Genomic DNA, 14,357 nt, shown 5'->3' on the forward strand with positions numbered 1-14,357 from the left:
CGGCTGAGCAGATTTGGATTTCAGCTTTGACGCCACGGGTTGATCGGAAAGTTATTCGTTGTTTTCCAAGATCCTGAGCCAAGGCCAGCGAGCCTGATAACTCTTCGCCTTCTCATCGAACAAGCCTGGCTGGGGATTCTTTTGGATTGATACGAAGAACACCTAATCGATCCGGTCCTGGCGCCCCGACAGGCGCTTGAGCAAAATCAGCTGGGCTAAGATACCAAGCAAACGATCTCAGGGACGCCCAATGATATTGAAAAGCAGGCCAGTGACGGCTGATGACATCAAGACCATCTGTAGCTTTGCGCTGGATGCACAGGAGCTGTTTTATATGTTCCCGAAAGCGCAATACCCTCTGACTGAAGCTCAGCTTTCTGGCGCTATTATTCAACGATTCGATTCTACGGTCGTCGAGGCCGGGAACCGTGTCGTTGGTTTTGCTAACTTCTATCGGGCCGAAACCGGTGGGGTTTGCTGTATCGGTAATGTCATCGTCGCCCAAGAGGCACGAGGTAAAGGCGTTGCAACCTTTCTTGTGGAAACGATGACGGCCCTGGCGTTCGATCGCTACGATGCCGGTGAGGTGCAGATATCGTGTTTCAATGAAAACACGGCTGGCTTGCTGCTTTATCCAAAGTTGGGCTTTTTGCCTTTCGCTGTCGAAGAACGAGTTTCTCCAGATCATCGTAGAACCGCACTCATCCATATGCGTCGCAGTAAAACGGGCCGAGCATAGGCCTGAACTTCGTTATCCTGATCACGTCGTCCCAGTAAGGAATGCTCATAGGCATTGGAGTTGCTGGAACACATCGCCAAGACGGTGGTCGACGCTGGCGGCATCACCCACCCGCTCGACCAGTACGGGTCGCTATCCCTTGAGCTTCCTGGGATCAGCCATTCGTACCACATGACCGATCTCAATGTTCATCACCTCACCCGCTGGTAAAGATGAGCAAGGCTATGAGCATCGCGAGAAGTGCGAGCATCACAAAGCCGCCGACGACAACCGCCCAACCCCAGGCAAAACCGCTCTCTCCCTTGAAGCGGCCACCACTGAGTAGGCGAAGGATGAAAACGCCAATCCGATGTGCCAACGTGTTGATCAGGAAATCAAAAATGTAATCCATTTTTTCGGTCCTGGCATTTCAGTCGAGACGGCCAATGGCACGTGCAAGATTGGCGCGTGCCTGCTGTTCGAATGCTTCGAAGTACGCTGCGGTCGTATAAATGCGCCCGCGTGACAGGAAGCCTTCAAGAATCTGACGGCGCTTTTGGCGGTATACAGGCAGTGGAACAAACTGATACTCGCTGCGAATTTGCTGATCGTATTCCTCGAATCGCTCGAACGATGCCCCAAGGATCGCCAGATCCGTGTCCACCAGCACCGCTTCGTCTGTCGACGCCGGGGCGCCGTCGTGTCGCGTCACCATGACGAGGTCGTAAAGCCTGCGTCGCGTTTCATCGCCCAAGCCGCCATCACGTGCCACGTCGTCCAGCCATTGCGCACTGCGCAGCTCGTTGTCGCTGCGCAGAGGGTCGTAGATCGCATCATGGAACCATAGCGCGAGGTCGACTTCGGCGGGGGCTTGGCAGGCAGCGTTGACGCATCGGCGCACCTCAAGGCACTCCTTCAAATGCTGGAGGTTGTGGTAAGCGCGATGCGGCTCGCTGTAGTGTCGGATGAGTGTCTCGTACGTCTGTTGTGACGCATATTCAACGCCCAGCTCCGCCCAGACGCGGGCCCATGCGGCGAAACCTGTGCCATCAGCCACCTCGACGTCGCCGTGTGTGTCGGCTGGGAATAAACCACTCCCTTCTGGCGAACCCGTCATCGTTCCTCCTGCGCATCGAAAATGAAAAAAGGCGACACCAACAAGCTTGGACCCAGATACATCCTGGCGAATCCATGTACAGGGTGCTTTCAACCGAGTATCGGCACAACCGCCTATCGCGTCCTACCGATGCGCGCAGACAAGTTTTGAACTAGTCGGGTTTTCCTCCAACCGAAAACATCAGTAGGTGCGCATAAGGTTTTCATGGCAAGCGCACCGACTCTGACCAGGAGGTATACCAAAATGAAAGCGTTGCGCTGGCATGGTAAAAAAGATATCCGCTGTGATGACCATCTGCCCGATCCCACGATAGAACACCCACGGGACGCCATTATCAAGGTGACCTCGTGCGCTATTTGCGGCTCGGACCTACACCTGTATGACGGCTTCATGCCCGGCATGAAGCATGGCGACATCATGGGCCATGAGTTCATGGGTGAAGTGGTGGAGGTGGGATCGGCCAACAAAAAACTGAAAATCGGCGATCGCGTGGTGGTGCCCTTTACGATTTGCTGCGGTGAATGCGATCAATGCCGCCGGGGTAACTTCTCGGTCTGTGAACGCAGCAACCGCAACAAGGACCTGGCCGACAAGGCCTTCGGCCACACCACAGCAGGGCTATTTGGCTACACGCACCTGACCGGCGGCTATCCTGGCGGTCAAGCCGAATACGTGCGGGTGCCTTACGCGGACTTCACCCCCGTCGTCATCCCGGACGGCCTCACCGATGAGCAGGTACTCTTTCTCGGGGACATCTTTCCCACCGGCTGGCAGGCGGCCGTGCAATGCGATATCCAGCCAACCGACACCGTGGCCATCTGGGGTGCTGGCCCGGTGGGACAGTTTACCGTGCGCAGCGCGGTGATCCTGGGAGCCAGGCAGGTGGTTTGCATCGATAACGTGCCCGAGCGGCTGGAGATGGCCAAGGCCGGGGGCGCCATCCCCATCAACTTTGATGACGAAAGTGTCCTGGACCGCTTGGCCGAGCTGACGGGGGGCAAGGGGCCAGAGAAATGCATCGACGCGGTAGGCATGGAATCCCATGCGACTCGTTCGTTCGACTCCATCTACGATCGGGTCAAGCAAGCGGTGATGCTGGAATCCGACCGCCCCCACGTGTTGCGGGAAATGATGTACGTGTGCCGCCCCGCTGGCACCCTGTCCATCCCCGGTGTGTATGGCGGCTTGATCGACAAGATCCCGTTCGGCGCCGCCATGAACAAGGGCCTGACTTTCAAGATGGGGCAGACCCACGTGAACCGATGGACCGACGACCTGCTCCAGCGCATCCAGGAAGGACAGATCGACCCGAGCTTCGTCATCACCCATACCGTGAGCCTTGAGGATGGTCCGGAAATGTACAACACCTTCCGCGACAAGAAAGACGGCTGCGTGAAGGTCGTGCTCAAGCCTTGAACCCTCCGCTCCCACGTTGCCCCCGAGAAAATGCTGAACCCGTGGCGAGGGAGCAAGCTCCCTCGCCACGATTCGGCATGACCCTCGCCTACGTCAGGGCTATTCCCTATGACATGTAGGAAATTGCCGTAATCCTTCCACCCATTATTTCCAATTACTGCCCATTTGCAGCCCGACACTTCCCACAATCCAATCGCGCTTTCCCACTAAGCTCTGGATAATATGCCTCGGCTTGAGGTCACAAGCGCTCCCCCTCCATTGTTTTTGGCGGCTGAGAAGGATCGAACGCATGACAGATTGGCTCCAGAGCTATGGAGAAATGGCTGAACGGGTGCGAAGCCATGATTGGGAACGCACGCCGCTGGGGCTGCCTGAACAGTGGCCCGATGTACTGAAGACGACAGTGGCGCTGAGCTTGGCCTCGCACTTTCCCCAGGCAATTGTGTGGGGACCGGACTTGATCACGTTATACAACGACGCGTTTGCGCCCATTCTTGGCAGCAAGCCCGAGGCGTTGGGGCGGCCGTTCAACGAGGTCTGGCGAGAGGCCTGGAGCGATATCGGACCGATCGTGGAAGCGGCGTTCGATGGGCAAGCGACCTATATCGAAAACTTTCCGCTGGTCATCGAACGCGGTGGCGGGCCCGAGCAAGCCTATTTCACGTTTTGCTACAGCCCCATCCGGGATCAGTTCGGCAAGGTCGTGGGCATGGTGGACACGGTCACCGAGACGACTTCCACAGTACTCATGACCCAACGCCTGGCGGTGCTGGATGCGATTGGCAGCGCCGTGGCAAATGCCACGGACCCGCAAGCCATCATGGCGACCACTGCGCGCATCCTCGCGGCGCACCTCAACCTGTCCAATTGCGCCTATGCGGATATGGATGAGGACGAAGATGGCTTCACGATTCGTGGTGATTGGGCCAGAGCTGGCTCGCCCAGTATTATCGGACACTACCATCTGGCGGATTTCGGCCGGCTGGCGGTCACCAACCTGCGGGCCGGCAAGCCATTGGTGATCAACGACAACCTGGCGGAGCTGGCGCCTGAGGAAGCGGCCGCGTTCCAGTCGATAGGGATCGCGGCCACTATCTGCGTTCCGTTGATCAAGGACGGTCGCTTGACCGCCCTGATGGCGATCCACGACAAAACGCCGAGAATCTGGTCCCCCAACGACCTCACGTTGCTGTTGGAGGTCACCGAGCGATGCTGGGCTCACATCGAGCGTGCCCGTGCGGACGTTGCGGTGCGTGAAGGCCTGGCGGCCCTGGCCGAGCTGAACGCGACCCTGGAGCAGCGGGTAGAGGAGCGCACCACGCGGCTAAAACAGACCGAAGCTGCGCTTCGCCAGTCGCAAAAGCTCGAGGCCATCGGTCAGCTCACCGGTGGTGTCGCCCATGATTTCAATAATTTGCTGACGATCATCCGCTCTTCGGTCGACTTCCTGCGGATGCCCAATCTGTCCAATGAGCGACGGCAGCGCTACATGACAGCGGTTTCCGATACGGTAGAACGGGCTTCGAAGCTGACCAGCCAGTTGCTCGCGTTTGCGCGGCGCCAGCCGTTAAAGCCGGAAATCATCGACGTGGGCAAGCAAGTGCAGAGCCTGGGGGACATGCTGGAAACCGTGACCGGGGCTCGCATCCACGTCAAGGTCCAGCTGTGCGACCGGCCTTGCTACATCCGCGCAGACCTGAGCCAGTTCGAAACAGCGCTGATCAACATGGCCTTGAACGCCCGGGATGCCATGAACGGTCAGGGAACGCTCTGGTTGAGGCTTGATTGCGGCCACAGCATGCCGCCGATCCGGGGCCATGCCGGGGCGGGGCAAGCCTTCGCCGCCATCGCTCTTGAAGACACCGGCACGGGAATCACTCCGGACATACTCGAGCACATCTTCGAGCCGTTCTTCACCACCAAGGAGGTGGGTAAAGGAACAGGGCTGGGGTTGTCACAGGTGTTTGGTTTTGCCAAGCAGTCAGGTGGCAACGTCGATGTGTCTACTGTCGTCGGGAAGGGCACGGTATTCACGCTGTATCTTCCGGAAGTCGAGCCTGAGGAAGTACAGGCGCCCGGACGGGAGGAAACCGCGCATTTGGTCCTGGAAAAAGGCCAGCGTCGGGTATTGGTCGTGGAGGACAATCTTGAAGTGGGCCGTTTTGCCAATCAGATCTTGCAAGACCTGGGGTACGAAACGGCATGGGCGACCAACGCCGAGCAGGCGCTCGAAATGATTGGCCCGGATGCGGCGCGGTTCGACGCGGTATTTTCCGACGTCGTAATGCCCGGCATCAGCGGCATTGCCCTGGCCAGGGAATTGCGCAAGCGTCGCCCGGATTTGCCTGTGGTGCTGACGTCTGGCTACAGCGAGGAGCTGGCCCGCAGCGGACATGAGGGTTTCGAATTCTTGTCCAAACCTTATTCCGCGGATCAGGTTTCCAGGGTGCTGAGCCGGACCATACTGGGTGCGGATTAAGTGTTTCTTTTTTGAAACAGTGGGTTCCGTTCGTCAGCCTGGGCTGTTGGCGGACATGCAGTCTGTTGATGACCGGCTAGTCTCATTGGCGTGAAGGTCGATATTTCCAGGCAATCGGTTGTTGCCGGTATCGGCCTCGTCGAAAGGGGAAATGCGATGGGAGCACCATACAGCGAGGAAAATGGCGCCGCGTATCCGGTCAACGAAGGTTTACAGTGTGGTCAGTCGGCTTATCGATCAGATTTTGGCGACGAGCCCATCAAGTCCATCAGGACGAAAGTACCCAAAGTGCAGCGAGGGGAAAAAGCCAAGTTCCTGCCCCGTATACCCATCAGGAAATAATCGTCAGCGCAGCCCCGTCACCGAATGGGGCTTTTTTTCGCACATCGGTTTGTAAGAACAGGACGTTTCCTAAGTGTTTTTTATTTTTTTCCTACAGACAATTGCTTTCACGTTTCTTTCACACTCGGCCACGTAGTCTGAGCTCATCCGTTAGAAAGCAGTACCTGCCCGTTTCCCCAGCGGGCTTTTTTTTGCCTGTCATAAAACTACCTCCCTGTTTGTGGTCCAACCGTCATGGCTGTTGCGGTTTGGCGTACACTCGCGCCCGCGCGCGCCGGCCCTTTTTCCCCGATGCGGCATTCTTGAGGTTTTTTATCATGCGTTTGACTTTGTCCACCTTGGTGCTTGGGCTTGTGCTCGCTCAGGGCGCGATGGCCGCTGGCGACGGTACTGCTGCGGTCGGCGGTGGTCTCGGCGGTGTGCTGGGTAATGTGGTCGGCCAGCAGATGGGCGGCAGCACGGGCGCCGCGATTGGCGCGGGCGTCGGCGGTGCGGCCGGCAGTGCGGTGGGGGCTCGCAAGGGCAGCCGTACGGAAGCAGCCATCGGTGGTGGCCTGGGTTCGGCGGGCGGTTCGATCGTCGGCAACCGTTTGGGAGGATCGACAGGATCCACCATCGGCGCGGGTATCGGCGGTGCTGCCGGCGGTGCGTTGGGCAGCAATCTTTCCAACGATAATGATGGCCATTCGAGCGGCAAGAAGCACAAACACAAGAAAAAGCATCGCTGAGTGATGCACGCATTAGGAAAAACCGGCCTGGCGCCGGTTTTTTCTTATTGGCATCTGGCCGGAACGTTTGCGTTCCCATCGCCTCGAATTCATACATTCACTTGCGATTGTGAGGTCTGCCATGACGCCGGAAACCGAAGGCAAGGAAGAAAAAGGCCCGTCGGGTGTTCCCTTCATCAATGATCCTGGCGTCAACGATCCGGGTAACGAAGACCCCGGCTCCCTGATGGATGATGCCCAGGTTCCCTTGATCGAGGATGAAGATGCCGAGCTTGAGGACGAATCCTACGACTGAGCCCTCTTGCTCCGATAACTGCGCTACCAGGAGGTTGAAATGACTGCCGATACACCTGTTCCCGACGATGAAACGCCGGAATACCCGCTACGCTCACCGACCGACCCGCTGAGCCGCGATCAGCGGCCACCTGATGATGAAGACAGCGGCGTCGAGCAGGTGCCAAGCGACGACCCGGATGTCGAGGCGGCTCCGGACGACCCGGATATTGCCGGTGACGACGCTTCGGGCAAGCCCAGCTGATCACTTCCGCCCGTCGCTTTTGCGGCACCATCGGCGCGCCAGGGTTGCCAGACATCAGGTAATCATCTGAAAAGGAGATTGACCATGATGAAGGCAAACCTGACGGCCCTGGCACTCGCTGGAGTTCTTTCTGCCAGTTCAATGGCAGCTCTAGCACAGTCTTCGGATAACGCGCCCGTGGACAAGGGAGGCATGCCACCCTCGACCCAGATGGACGCCGGATCCACCACCGAGACTACCGGCAACGCCTTGCCACCCGGCTCCGTCGGAGGAGGCAACGGCGGTGATGCCAGCGGCAGCAGCACCAGTCCGGGAACCGGCAGTGGTTCCACCAGCGGTGGCAGCACGATGGGTGGCGGTTCCGGTGCCGGCAGTGGAACCGGTAGCAGCGGCGGCAGCGGCAGCGGCAGCTCAAGCGGCGGCGGATCGGGCTCCGGTTCAGGGAGTTCCGGCGGTTGACGCACCAACCGACCGCTGATCATCCAATCCAGAGGTGGCGAGGGGGGGCTTGCAGCAGCCAATCCCTCGCCATCGTCACGAAAATTTCCCATTGCCGGAACCGAGCGCGCCTCGCTATTCTGCTGAATCCTTTAAGGCGAACACGCTGCGCCGGGCGCACCTGAGCCATCCCTGGAATTTTGTGTTGATAACGGATCAGATGCGATGAATGCACCGCTGAAAAAGTTTGGCCCGATCAAGGCCGTGATTTTCGACATGGATGGCTTGCTGCTGGACACCGAAGGCATCTATACCGAGGTCACCTCCATCATCGCCGAGCGCTACGGGCGTACGTTCGACTGGAGCGTCAAGCAGAACATCATCGGGCGCGGCGCCACGGACCTGGCCAATTACGTTGTCCAGGCGCTGGAATTGCCGATTACCCCTCAAGAATTCCTGACCATTCGCGAACCCTTGATGCGCGAGCGTTTTCCCCACGCCCTGGGAATGCCTGGCGCTGAAGAACTGGTGCGGCATCTCAAGGCTCACGACGTTCCGATTGCGGTGGGGACGAGTTCGGCGCGCCAGTCGTTCGAGTTGAAAACCACCCTGCATCGGGATTGGTTCGCGTTGTTCGACTGCATCGTGACGGCAGATGACCCGGAAGTCGGTGCGGCAAAACCGGCGCCGGATATCTTCCTCACCGCGGCCCGACGCCTGGGCGTCGAGCCTCGCGATTGCCTGGTGTTCGAGGACTCGCCGTTCGGTGTCACGGCGGCGAAAGCGGCGGGCATGACTGCCATCGCTATCCCGGACTCGGCCATGGCCGACGAAAAGTACGCCCACGCCGACGCGATCATCCGTTCGCTCAAACTGTTCCAGCCAAGCCTGTGTGGTTTGCCGGAACTGGAGTGGGCTTGAGGTAAAGGGCTGCTGGACAGCCCTGCGGCTTGGCTTGGGTCAGGCGCCGAAACCACCGTCGATGGTCAGGCTGGCCCCGGTGATGTAGGCCGCTTCCGGGCCCGCAAGGTAGGCAACGAAGCTGGCGATTTCCTCTACCGTGCCATAGCGACCCACTGCCATCAGGTCTATCAGGCTGGAGGCGAAGTCGCCATCGGCCGGGTTCATGTCGGTGTCCACCGGGCCGGGCTGCACATTGTTGACGGTGATTCCCCGTGGGCCGAGGTCCCGCGCCAGGCCTTTGGTCAGGCCCACCAGTGCGGACTTGCTCATGGCATACGTGGCGCCGCCGGCGAAGGGCATGCGATCGGCGTTGGTGCTGCCGATGTTGATGACGCGTCCACCTTCGCTCATGTGTCGCGCAGCGGCCTGGGTGGCGACGAATACGCTGCGCACGTTGATGGCCAGGGTCTGGTCGAAATCTTCCAGCTTGAACTCGTCCAGCGGCGCCATCGCCAGCACGCCGGCATTGTTCACCAGGATATCCAGCCGGCCGAAGGCTTCGACTGTAGCCGACACCGCGTTGCGGATGGCCTCGGCGTCGGCGCTGTCGGCCTTGATCGCCAGGGCTTTGCCACCGGCTGAAGTGATGCTGTCTTGCAGTGCTTCGGACTTGGCGGCGGAGCTGACGTAGGTGAAGGCTACTGCCGCACCTTCCGCCGCCAGGCGCTTGACGATAGCGGCGCCGATGCCGCGGGAACCGCCTTGGATCAATGCGACTTTTCCGCTCAGTGCCTGCGTGCTCATGTTGATGTTCTCCAAAGGTGCCGGGCGAGATGCCGCGGTGATGGGGCGAGTATCGAGACTGGGCGACCTGCTGTGTAGACCCACATTGTTATAGTCTGTGTAAACCAAAAGTTTATAGTGGGCGTCATGGAGAGTTTCAGCAGTATCGAATGTTTTGTTCGCAGCGCCGAAGTCGGCAGCTTTGCCGAGGCTGCTCGTCGCTTGGGTCTGACGCCCGCGGCAGTCGGCAAAAGCGTGGCAAAGCTGGAAGCGCGCCTGGGGGTGCGGCTGTTCCAGCGCAGCACTCGAAGCCTGACGTTGACAGAAGCCGGCCAGCTTTTCCTGCGGGAAGTGGGCAGCAGTTTCGCTACGATCCAGAACGCCGTCGCCAACCTCGCCAGCGCCGGTGGCCAGCCCGCCGGCACTCTGAAGGTGAGCATGGGCACGGCGTTTGGGCGGTTGTACGTCGTGCCGTTGTTGGGAGAATTTCTGCGGCGCTATCCGGCCATTAGCCCGGACTGGCATTTTGATAACCGCCAGGTAGACCTGATCAGCCAAGGCTTCGATGCGGCCATCGGTGGTGGGTTTGAACTGCCTCAAGGCGTCGTCGCACGAAAACTTGCCGTGGCCCACCGGGTGTTGGTTGCGTCCGGCGACTACTTGCGGAAACATCCCGGGATAGTCGAGCCTGAGGATCTGGCGCAACATCGCGGCATCTTGATCCGCTCGCCACAAACCGGGCGGGTCCGCTCCTGGCAATTGACCAGCCGGAACCAACAGCATAGCCCGCTCATGCTTAAGCCAGACATGACCATGAGTGACTCCGAGGCCGATTGTGCCGCCGCAGCGCAGGGGTTGGGCATCGGTCTGGTCAGTATGCCGATAGCCGGTCCCTTCCTGCACAGCGGCGCAGTGCAACGGGTATTACCGGACTGGTACGTTGATGACGGTAACATTTCGATCTATTACGCCGAGCACAAATTGCTGCCAGGCAAGACCCGGGCCTTTGTGGATTTCATCATCGAACAGTTTGCCGAGCAGGGGTTGGCCGAACGGTTCAGTGCCGTTTGAGCCAGGCTCCGGACCGAGTTGGCTGTCATCGCGAGCAAGCTCGCGATGGGCGCGAAGCGGTCTAACGCTGGAAACTCACCGCCCAAACCGCCCCGGCCAGCCAACGATGTTCTTCGGCCGAGGCGTCGCATAGGTGCGCACTTTCGAGGTGGACAGCCCCAGCCGGACCAGCGCTTCGGCAATCGTCACCGCGGCCGCTACGCCGTCGACCACCGGTACGCCGGTGCGCTGGCGGATCTGCTCATCGAGCCCGGCCATGCCGCCGCAACCCAGGCAGATCACTTCCGCTTTGTCCTGCCTGACCGCCAGTTCGGCTTGCTGCACGATGGCTTCAACCGCCCGTTGCGGGTCCTGCTCAAGCTCCAATACCGCCAGGCCGCTGGCCCGAACCGAGGCGCAACGGTCGAACAGGCCGGAGAGTTTGAGACGGTCTTCGATCAGCGGCACGGTGCGATCCAGCGTCGTGACCACCGAATAGGCATGGCCCAGGAACATCGCGGTGCTGGCGCCAGCGTCAGTGATGTCCACCACCGGCACGTCGAGCAATTCCTGCAAGCCTTCGCGACCATGCTCGCCGTAACCCGCCTGGATCACCGCATCGAATGGCTGATCGTAGGACATTACCCGATCCATCACGGCAATGGCTGCCAGGTAGCTTTCGAAATTGCCTTCGATGGAATCGGCACCGAAATGCGGCGTGAGTCCGATGATCTCTGTGCCCGGCGCGGCGACGGCTTGGGCCTGTCGAGCAATGGCCCGGGTGATGGATTCGGTGGTATTGACGTTGACGATGAGAATTCGCATGAAGGGTCCTTCCTGTCGCTTTAACAAGGATTCTGCGCGGACGTCCCCGTAGTGGACGTCGCGCTGCGTAACGAACCGCTACAACGCCGGGACGATCAAACAGTCTTGGATTTGGCGATGATGTTGCCGGCATGCAGCCCGCATTCTTTTTGCGTGGCTTCTTCCCACCACCAGCGGCCTTCGCGCTCATGTTGGTTCGGCAGGACCGGGCGGGTGCACGGTTCGCAGCCGATGCTGATGAAGCCGCGCTCATGCAAGCTGTTATAAGGCAGCTCGAGCATGCGGATATAACCCCAGACTTCTTCGCTGGTCATCTGTGACAGAGGGTTGAATTTGTACAGCGTGCGCTCCGGCGTGGAGAACGCCGTGTCGATTTCCAATACCGCCACCTGGCTGCGGGTACCCGGGCTCTGGTCGCGGCGCTGCCCGGTGGCCCAGGCACGAACGTCAGTCAGTTTGCGTCGCAATGGCTCGATCTTGCGAATGCCGCAGCACTCGCCGTGGCCGTCCTTGTAGAAGCTGAACAGGCCTTTTTCCTTCACGAAGGGGTCCAGTTTCGTATGGTCGGGCGAGATCAATTCGATGTCGATCTTGTAGTGTTCGCGCACCTGGTCGATGAAGCGATAGGTCTCCGGGTGCAGGCGGCCGGTGTCGAGGCTGAAAACCTTGACGTTCTTGTTCAGTTTCCATGCCATGTCCACCAGCACCACGTCTTCGGCGCCGCTGAAGGATATCCACAGGTCATCGCCGAATTCGGCGAAGGCCAGTTTGAGGATGTCCTGGGGGGACTTGTTGGCATAGGTCGTGGCGAGTTCCACGACGTCAAACGATGGGCTCATCAGGGCGGTTTCCTACAGGTCGGTGGCGCTGGGCGCTCTATATGGGGCTGATGTTAACAAAAGGAGCCGGGGCTGGCGCGTCCCTGTGCGTTGCGCGTGCTTCGACGAATGGCTAGAGTCGGCAAGCCTTTTATTCGCTCAACCGATAAACATCAGAAAAAATGGGAGTGTCTTGTGGAAATTGCCTGTCTCGACCTGGAAGGTGTGCTCGTCCCGGAGATCTGGATCGCCTTCGCTGAAAAAACCGGGATTGAATCCCTCAGGGCTACCACTCGGGACATCCCCGACTACGATGTGCTGATGAAGCAACGGTTGCGCATCCTCGACGAGCATGGCCTCAAGCTCTCTGACATCCAGGAAGTCATCGCCACGCTGAAGCCGCTGGACGGTGCCGCCGAATTTGTCGATTGGCTGCGCGAACGGTTCCAGGTGGTCATCCTCTCCGACACCTTTTATGAGTTTTCCCAACCGCTGATGCGTCAGTTGGGCTTTCCGACGCTGCTTTGCCATCGTCTGATTACCGATGACGGCGGGCGAGTGACCGGCTACCAGTTGCGTCAGAAAGATCCGAAGCGTCAGTCAGTCCTGGCCTTCAAGAGCCTGTACTACCGGGTGATTGCGGCGGGGGATTCCTACAATGACACCACGATGCTGGGCGAAGCCGACGCCGGGATTCTGTTCCATGCGCCTGAAAACGTGATCCGCGAGTTTCCGCAATTCCCGGCGGTGCACACGTTTGCCGAGCTGAAGCAGGAATTCATCAAGGCCTCGAACCGCTCCTTGAGCCTGTAATTGCTCTCAATGTGGGAGCGAGCAGGCTCGCTCCCTCAGGGATTACAGGCCTTGCAAGGTGTCGAGCAACACCCGGACCTTGGTCATCGATTCCTGATACTCCGCCTGCCAATCCGAATCCGCGACAATCCCGCCGCCGCCCCAGCAACACACCTGCCCATCCTTGACCAGCAAACTGCGGATGGCGATGGAGCTGTCCATCTCCCCGCGCACGTCAAGGTACAGCAACGAGCCGCAATACAGCCCGCGTCGGGTCGGCTCGAGTTCGTCGATGATTTGCATGGCGCGGATTTTTGGCGCACCGGTGATCGAGCCGCCAGGGAAGCTGCCCGCTATCAAGTCCAAGGCGTCTTTATCGTCGGCCAGTTCACCGGTCACGCTACTGACCAGGTGATGCACATTGGGGTAGCTTTCCAGACTGAACAACTCTGGCACGCGCACCGAGCCGATGCGGCAGGTGCGGCCCAGGTCGTTGCGCAACAGATCGACGATCATCAGGTTTTCCGCGCGGTCCTTGGGGCTGGCCAGCAGTTCGGTGGCGTGGGCCGCGTCTTCCTCGGAGGTTGTGCCACGGGGGCGGGTGCCCTTGATCGGCCGGGTTTCGACGTGGCCTTCGCTGACCTTGACGAAGCGCTCCGGGGACAGGCTCAGTATCGCGTCACCCTCCGCCAGGCTCTGGAAACCCGAAAACGGCGTCGGGCACGCCGCCCGCAGCGCTTGATAAGCGGCCCAGGGATCGCCCTGGCATTGGGCGCGGAAGCGCTGGGCAAAGTTGACCTGATAGCAGTCGCCGGCCTGGATGTACGCCTGGATGCGTTCGAATGCCTGTCGATAGGCTTCGGCGCTGAGGTCCGGCGTCATAGGGCCTTCAAGATTGAACGGGGAAATGGGCGCCGGGGTTGGCTGGCTGAACAGCGCGATCAGACGCTGGCGTTCGCCTTCAGCGCAATGGGGGTGGAAGATCAACTGGCTGGTAGCGGCGCGGTGATCCGTGATCAGGGCCCAGTCGTACACGCCAAAGCGTGCATCGGGCAATTGCAGGTCGTCCGTGGCGTAGGACGGCAACGCTTCCAGATGTCGGCCAAAGTCGTAGCTCAAGTAGCCGATCAGGCCGCCGGCGAAGGGCAATTGCACTGTCGTCGGCAGTTGCGCGTGGCCCAGTTGCGTCAGATGCATACGAAGCCGTTGCAGGAAAGCGCTGCCACTCTCGTCCGGCAACACCGTCAGTTGTTCCAACGGCCAAGCGCTGAGCAAGTCGTAACGCCCACGTACGGCGCTTGGCCGGCCGCTGTCGAGCAGCACGCTGCCGGGGGCATGACGGATCGCCGCGAAGTATTCGGCGGGGTTGGCGTGGTAGGGCAGCGGGTGTACGGAACAGGTTGGCATGGG

The 14,357-nt window shown here is 59.8% G+C and carries 17 protein-coding genes and 1 pseudogene; 10 read left to right on the forward strand and 8 right to left on the reverse strand.

The features are described from left to right. Positions 1 to 51: 51 nt before the first annotated feature. Positions 52 to 163: pseudogene (locus J3P79_RS08590) on the reverse strand (nucleotidyltransferase family protein); the annotation flags it as partial. A gap of 87 nt (positions 164 to 250) precedes the next feature. Between J3P79_RS08590 and J3P79_RS08595 the strand changes: the two are divergent. After that, a complete protein-coding gene (locus J3P79_RS08595; RefSeq protein ID WP_434609685.1) occupies positions 251 to 739 on the forward strand; it encodes a GNAT family N-acetyltransferase in 489 nt (162 codons plus the stop codon). 54 nt (positions 740 to 793) lie between these two features. Next, complete coding sequence (locus J3P79_RS08600; protein ID WP_434609687.1) at positions 794 to 949, forward strand: hypothetical protein; 156 nt, start codon at positions 794 to 796, stop codon at positions 947 to 949. Here the strand turns inward: J3P79_RS08600 and J3P79_RS08605 are convergent. Continuing rightward, positions 936 to 1,130: a hypothetical protein gene (locus tag J3P79_RS08605; RefSeq protein ID WP_434609689.1), complete on the reverse strand. Its 195-nt coding sequence runs from the start codon at positions 1,128 to 1,130 to the stop codon at positions 936 to 938. The two genes, J3P79_RS08600 and J3P79_RS08605, sit on opposite strands and share 14 nt — an antisense overlap. A gap of 18 nt (positions 1,131 to 1,148) precedes the next feature. Continuing rightward, complete coding sequence (locus J3P79_RS08610; protein WP_434609691.1) at positions 1,149 to 1,835, reverse strand: HD domain-containing protein; 687 nt, start codon at positions 1,833 to 1,835, stop codon at positions 1,149 to 1,151. A 243-nt stretch (positions 1,836 to 2,078) separates the two neighbouring features. Between J3P79_RS08610 and J3P79_RS08615 the strand changes: the two genes are divergently transcribed. The 5 genes from J3P79_RS08615 (at position 2,079) to J3P79_RS08635 (ending at position 7,338) form a co-directional block, all read left to right on the forward strand. Continuing rightward, positions 2,079 to 3,251, forward strand: a complete 1,173-nt coding sequence (locus tag J3P79_RS08615) for a zinc-dependent alcohol dehydrogenase (RefSeq protein WP_434609693.1) — start codon at positions 2,079 to 2,081, stop codon at positions 3,249 to 3,251. Between the two features lie 289 nt (positions 3,252 to 3,540). Further along, positions 3,541 to 5,730 (forward strand): response regulator, encoded by a 2,190-nt coding sequence (locus J3P79_RS08620; protein WP_434609695.1) that lies wholly within the window; start codon positions 3,541 to 3,543, stop codon positions 5,728 to 5,730. A 659-nt stretch (positions 5,731 to 6,389) separates the two neighbouring features. Further along, a complete protein-coding gene (locus J3P79_RS08625) occupies positions 6,390 to 6,800 on the forward strand; it encodes a glycine zipper domain-containing protein (protein ID WP_434609697.1) in 411 nt (136 codons plus the stop codon). A 121-nt stretch (positions 6,801 to 6,921) separates the two neighbouring features. Next, positions 6,922 to 7,095: a hypothetical protein gene (locus J3P79_RS08630; RefSeq protein WP_196304790.1), complete on the forward strand. Its 174-nt coding sequence runs from the start codon at positions 6,922 to 6,924 to the stop codon at positions 7,093 to 7,095. Positions 7,096 to 7,134: 39 nt separating this feature from the next. Further along, positions 7,135 to 7,338 carry a hypothetical protein gene (locus tag J3P79_RS08635; RefSeq protein WP_434609699.1) on the forward strand — a complete coding sequence of 68 codons (204 nt, stop codon included), beginning with the start codon at positions 7,135 to 7,137 and terminating at the stop codon, positions 7,336 to 7,338. A gap of 62 nt (positions 7,339 to 7,400) precedes the next feature. Here J3P79_RS08635 and J3P79_RS08640 read toward each other — a convergent pair whose 3' ends face one another. After that, positions 7,401 to 7,889 (reverse strand): hypothetical protein, encoded by a 489-nt coding sequence (locus J3P79_RS08640; protein ID WP_434609701.1) that lies wholly within the window; start codon positions 7,887 to 7,889, stop codon positions 7,401 to 7,403. A gap of 112 nt (positions 7,890 to 8,001) precedes the next feature. On the opposite strand from J3P79_RS08640, the gene J3P79_RS08645 reads away from it, so the two are divergent. After that, positions 8,002 to 8,697 carry an HAD-IA family hydrolase gene (locus tag J3P79_RS08645; protein WP_434609702.1) on the forward strand — a complete coding sequence of 232 codons (696 nt, stop codon included), beginning with the start codon at positions 8,002 to 8,004 and terminating at the stop codon, positions 8,695 to 8,697. Between the two features lie 39 nt (positions 8,698 to 8,736). On the opposite strand, the gene J3P79_RS08650 is transcribed toward J3P79_RS08645, so the two are convergent. Continuing rightward, positions 8,737 to 9,489, reverse strand: a complete 753-nt coding sequence (locus tag J3P79_RS08650; protein WP_434611408.1) for a 3-oxoacyl-ACP reductase family protein — start codon at positions 9,487 to 9,489, stop codon at positions 8,737 to 8,739. A 120-nt stretch (positions 9,490 to 9,609) separates the two neighbouring features. On the opposite strand from J3P79_RS08650, the gene J3P79_RS08655 reads away from it, so the two are divergent. Continuing rightward, positions 9,610 to 10,533 (forward strand): LysR family transcriptional regulator, encoded by a 924-nt coding sequence (locus J3P79_RS08655; RefSeq protein ID WP_434609704.1) that lies wholly within the window; start codon positions 9,610 to 9,612, stop codon positions 10,531 to 10,533. 75 nt (positions 10,534 to 10,608) lie between these two features. Here the strand turns inward: J3P79_RS08655 and J3P79_RS08660 are convergent, their stop codons facing one another. Together J3P79_RS08660 and J3P79_RS08665 are read right to left on the reverse strand one after the other, a co-directional pair. Then, positions 10,609 to 11,337, reverse strand: coding sequence for an aspartate/glutamate racemase family protein (locus J3P79_RS08660; RefSeq protein WP_434609705.1), 729 nt, complete (start codon positions 11,335 to 11,337; stop codon positions 10,609 to 10,611). Between the two features lie 95 nt (positions 11,338 to 11,432). Beyond that, entirely contained in the window at positions 11,433 to 12,176 is a 744-nt protein-coding gene (locus J3P79_RS08665; RefSeq protein WP_039593713.1) for a phosphoadenylyl-sulfate reductase, read from the reverse strand. A 174-nt stretch (positions 12,177 to 12,350) separates the two neighbouring features. Between J3P79_RS08665 and thrH the strand changes: the two genes are divergently transcribed. Continuing rightward, positions 12,351 to 12,968 (forward strand): bifunctional phosphoserine phosphatase/homoserine phosphotransferase ThrH, encoded by a 618-nt coding sequence (gene thrH / locus J3P79_RS08670; protein ID WP_434609707.1) that lies wholly within the window; start codon positions 12,351 to 12,353, stop codon positions 12,966 to 12,968. Between the two features lie 42 nt (positions 12,969 to 13,010). On the opposite strand, the gene pabB is transcribed toward thrH, so the two are convergent. Then, positions 13,011 to 14,354 (reverse strand): aminodeoxychorismate synthase component I, encoded by a 1,344-nt coding sequence (gene pabB / locus J3P79_RS08675; protein WP_434609709.1) that lies wholly within the window; start codon positions 14,352 to 14,354, stop codon positions 13,011 to 13,013. Between the last annotated feature and the right edge of the window lie 3 nt (positions 14,355 to 14,357).

It is taken from the genome of Pseudomonas sp. R1-7 (assembly GCF_051132105.1).
Lineage (GTDB): Bacteria > Pseudomonadota > Gammaproteobacteria > Pseudomonadales > Pseudomonadaceae > Aquipseudomonas.

Bases quoted from the DNA above. Each gene is read 5' to 3' on its own strand.
- J3P79_RS08595 (WP_434609685.1), top strand. From the start codon at position 251: ATGATATTGAAAAGCAGGCCAGTGACGGCTGATGACATCAAGACCATC.
- pabB (WP_434609709.1), bottom strand. From the start codon at position 14,354: ATGCCAACCTGTTCCGTACACCCGCTGCCCTACCACGCCAACCCCGCC.
- J3P79_RS08620 (WP_434609695.1), top strand. From the start codon at position 3,541: ATGACAGATTGGCTCCAGAGCTATGGAGAAATGGCTGAACGGGTGCGA.
- J3P79_RS08605 (WP_434609689.1), bottom strand. From the start codon at position 1,130: ATGGATTACATTTTTGATTTCCTGATCAACACGTTGGCACATCGGATT.
- J3P79_RS08635 (WP_434609699.1), top strand. From the start codon at position 7,135: ATGACTGCCGATACACCTGTTCCCGACGATGAAACGCCGGAATACCCG.
- J3P79_RS08660 (WP_434609705.1), bottom strand. From the start codon at position 11,337: ATGCGAATTCTCATCGTCAACGTCAATACCACCGAATCCATCACCCGG.
- J3P79_RS08665 (WP_039593713.1), bottom strand. From the start codon at position 12,176: ATGAGCCCATCGTTTGACGTCGTGGAACTCGCCACGACCTATGCCAAC.
- J3P79_RS08610 (WP_434609691.1), bottom strand. From the start codon at position 1,835: ATGACGGGTTCGCCAGAAGGGAGTGGTTTATTCCCAGCCGACACACAC.
- J3P79_RS08630 (WP_196304790.1), top strand. From the start codon at position 6,922: ATGACGCCGGAAACCGAAGGCAAGGAAGAAAAAGGCCCGTCGGGTGTT.
- J3P79_RS08625 (WP_434609697.1), top strand. From the start codon at position 6,390: ATGCGTTTGACTTTGTCCACCTTGGTGCTTGGGCTTGTGCTCGCTCAG.
- J3P79_RS08615 (WP_434609693.1), top strand. From the start codon at position 2,079: ATGAAAGCGTTGCGCTGGCATGGTAAAAAAGATATCCGCTGTGATGAC.
- J3P79_RS08640 (WP_434609701.1), bottom strand. From the start codon at position 7,889: ATGGGAAATTTTCGTGACGATGGCGAGGGATTGGCTGCTGCAAGCCCC.
- J3P79_RS08655 (WP_434609704.1), top strand. From the start codon at position 9,610: ATGGAGAGTTTCAGCAGTATCGAATGTTTTGTTCGCAGCGCCGAAGTC.
- J3P79_RS08645 (WP_434609702.1), top strand. From the start codon at position 8,002: ATGAATGCACCGCTGAAAAAGTTTGGCCCGATCAAGGCCGTGATTTTC.